3 protein-coding genes are annotated in these 3,096 nt (G+C 37.1%); 1 reads left to right on the top strand and 2 read right to left on the bottom strand.

Going from position 1 to position 3,096, the window contains the following annotated elements:
* Positions 1-498, top strand: a 498-nt coding sequence (locus tag OZD70_RS00330) for a transposase (protein ID WP_275020072.1), incomplete at its 5' end; no start/stop codon positions are given.
* Positions 499-523: 25 nt separating this feature from the next.
* Here the strand turns inward: OZD70_RS00330 and tsaD are convergent.
* Together tsaD and OZD70_RS00320 are read right to left on the bottom strand one after the other, a co-directional pair.
* Positions 524-1,531: a tRNA (adenosine(37)-N6)-threonylcarbamoyltransferase complex transferase subunit TsaD gene (tsaD, locus tag OZD70_RS00325; protein ID WP_275020116.1), complete on the bottom strand. Its 1,008-nt coding sequence runs from the start codon at positions 1,529-1,531 to the stop codon at positions 524-526.
* 386 nt (positions 1,532-1,917) lie between these two features.
* Entirely contained in the window at positions 1,918-2,655 is a 738-nt protein-coding gene (locus OZD70_RS00320) for a WD_0702 family putative metalloprotease (protein ID WP_275020113.1), read from the bottom strand.
* Between the last annotated feature and the right edge of the window lie 441 nt (positions 2,656-3,096).

The raw sequence follows: 3,096 nt of genomic DNA, 5'->3' as shown, positions 1-3,096 counted from the left end.
CGAATAACTGGTATGGATTTTACTAAAGTTCCAGGGCTTGATATACTAAGTATACAGACTATAATTTCAGAAACTGGTATAAACCATAATAAATGGTCAACAGAAAAACACTTTTCATCGTGGTTAGGACTCAGCCCTGCCAATAAAATTACAGGAGAAAAAGTGTTTAGCACAAGAACGCGTAAAGTCATTAATCGTGCTGCGAATGCATTTCGAATGGCTGCTAATTCTGTAGGAAATAGTAAAAGTTCATTGGGTGCATACTACAGAAGATTAAAAAAACGATTAGGAGCACCAAAAGCAATAACAGCTATTGCAAGAAAAATAGCATGCATATTTTATAGTATGCTCAAATACGGACAAGAATATGTAAAAAAAGGAATGGAATACTATGAAATACGATATAAGGAGAGAGCTGTAAAATTTTTGATCAAAAAGGCACGAGAATTTGGCTATACTTTAGTGCAACAAGAGGAGCTAGTTAAGGAAGTTTCTTAGAAGAACGGTTACGAATTGAGAGTTTTTAATAACTCTCCAACTCCCACTTTGGCCTTGGTGCAAAATTAAGTGGATCTATATAATTCTTCTGTAACCTTTCAATTCCTGCCCATCCAACCATTACTGCATTATCTGTACATAGGTTATTAGGGGGAAAAAATATATTTAAGTTTGTGTGTTTTTTCAATTTTTCTCTCAAGAAATTATTTGCTGCAACTCCGCCGGTAATCACAAAGTCATTGATTTTGATATTTAAAGATTCGGCCATAATAATCGCATTACTAACCCTGTCCAGCAGTATGTCACTAATACACTCTTGAAACGAAGCACACATATCACACACATCTTGTTCGCTCATTTCGAGTTTCTGCACTAAGTTTTTTACTGCTGTCTTGATTCCAGAAAACGAAAAGTTACATCCAGAGCGTTTTATCATCGCCCTTGGCAGTTTAAATCTTGCACCATTGCCTTTTTTAGCTAACTTTTCAATTAATGGCCCTCCGGGATAGCTTAAATCCAGCATCTTAGCAACTTTATCAAATGCTTCCCCTAACGAATCATCAAGTGTTTCTCCAAGTTTAATATACTTACCTACATCTTGTGCAATTAAAAATTGACAGTGACCACCTGATATTAGTAGGACTAAAAATGGAAATGTTACCTCATGCAGCAACTTAATAACCAATGCATGCGCTTCTAAGTGATTCACTGCAATGAACGGTTTTTGTGCTACATGCGCAATTGCTTTAGCCATTATTGTACCAACTATTAGTCCACCTATGAGTCCTGGTCCTGATGTTGCTGCAATTGCATTGAGGTCACAAAAGTTAAGGTTAGATTTTTCCACGGCGCTTTTTATTAGACCACTTAAATGCTCCATATGAGCACGTGAAGCTATTTCAGGGATTACCCCACCGCGTTTTTTGTGTTCTGTTTGAGAAAGAATCTCGTGAGCAAGGACCTGCTTTTCACTATTTACAATTGCTACTGCAGTTTCGTCGCAGCTTGTTTCAACAGCTAAAATGGTTTTCATGTATATTCGAACACTTTATTATAAAAACTATATCTTGAAATGCTATAGAAGTTAACTGCAAAGTTAACTTCTATAGCTAAAAGATTTACCGACAACCGTCATTCCGCTACGTGTTAGCGGATGAGATACCGCGCACAACTGTACGAACATTGTGCTACCACTAGGGTGTCATGCCAGTCTGGCATCCAGAAATTTTATTAAGTTGGTGAGTATAAAATTAGCTGTTTTATGTTAAAATACGACGTTTTGATGATTATGGAAAGGCTGGATCCCAGTGTCGGAGCACTGGGATGACACCGTCTGTTGCGCAAATTACCTGCTAATTGCAATGTTCGTACAGCTGTGGAATGAATTGCGCTATGACGTAGGAAAACCTGCACTATAAGCTAATCATCATCTCCAAATATGGAGCTAATTTTTTTGCCCCCAGGAGAAAATTTATTAGTCCAACTGCTTTGCATTTTGGTTACGTCTTTAGTGGCGGTTTTATTGCTGTATTCCTTGATTTCCTTATCTATTCTATCCATCATTTGTGGATCCAGGCAGCTCTTTTTCCATTGATCAGTAGCAAGGAACACTTTGTTTAAATCTTGAGTGCGAATTAAGTATTCTTTATCCTTAGGATAAACCTCTTGTGCCCAAGCAAATAGCTCAAAATAGCGTGCAAACAATTCAGATGCGCGTGACTTTGCAGTTTGATAAGCTTGTATCTCCTTAAATATAACTTGGCTAATAATTTTCTGCACAAGAACATTTGCTTGCCTTAAATTCTGCTCAATATCCTGGTAAACCTTATGGAGAAATTCCTGCTCTAGGCTTAAGTTAAGCTCATTTTCAACCATATGTGAAAGTTCATGCACTATAATGTATGGGTTTGACTTCCTCAGTACAATAACATATCTATTTTCACCGGAAGACCTGATTGTCTTACACACTCCCTCTTCCATATCCACTAATCCCTCTTGGTATATTTCAAACGAAAGCCTATTTTGTTTTATTAGTGATAAAGTGAGGTTTAATGTGTTTCTAAACTTCTCAAATTGATAGAGATACTCAATATATCGTATTACATTTTCACTGCTTCCTACTTTAGTCGCTTGTTTTATTAAATTCCTGATCAGCATGCCTTATTATTAAAGGAATTTTTTTTATACTCAAGAGCTATAAAGTGTTTTTAGGGAGCCTGATTGCATGGCTAAAGTAATTCATGTTACCGTCATCACGCCCACAACTGTACGAACGTTGTAGTTTGGGCCACCAGTGGGCAGTGCTCCTATGATATCATTCCAGTGCTTGACACTGGGATGACACCTGTAGCCCTACGTCATACCGCGATTCATTCGCGGTATCTCATCCGCTAACAAGAAGATCCCGCTAACAAGTAGCGGGATGACGGTTGTCGTTTAGCTATAAATATTAAGAAATTTACCAAATAAAAAAAAGGCAAAAGAAGCCCTAGTCATTGTCTATTTTCTGTATTGGCGGTTTTTTTAATCTTAAACACTGCAATTTAGCTGCTTTTAAACGCAACTCACCTTAGTTTAAATGTTTAAGAAATTTACTAA

The sequence above is a fragment of the Wolbachia endosymbiont of Drosophila tsacasi genome (assembly GCF_028982115.1).
Taxonomy (GTDB): Bacteria; Pseudomonadota; Alphaproteobacteria; order Rickettsiales; family Anaplasmataceae; genus Wolbachia; species Wolbachia pipientis_B.
This window is presented reverse-complemented; position numbering and strand designations above follow the sequence as displayed.

Bases quoted from the DNA above. Each gene is read 5' to 3' on its own strand.
- tsaD (WP_275020116.1), bottom strand. From the start codon at position 1,531: ATGAAAACCATTTTAGCTGTTGAAACAAGCTGCGACGAAACTGCAGTA.
- OZD70_RS00320 (WP_275020113.1), bottom strand. From the start codon at position 2,655: ATGCTGATCAGGAATTTAATAAAACAAGCGACTAAAGTAGGAAGCAGT.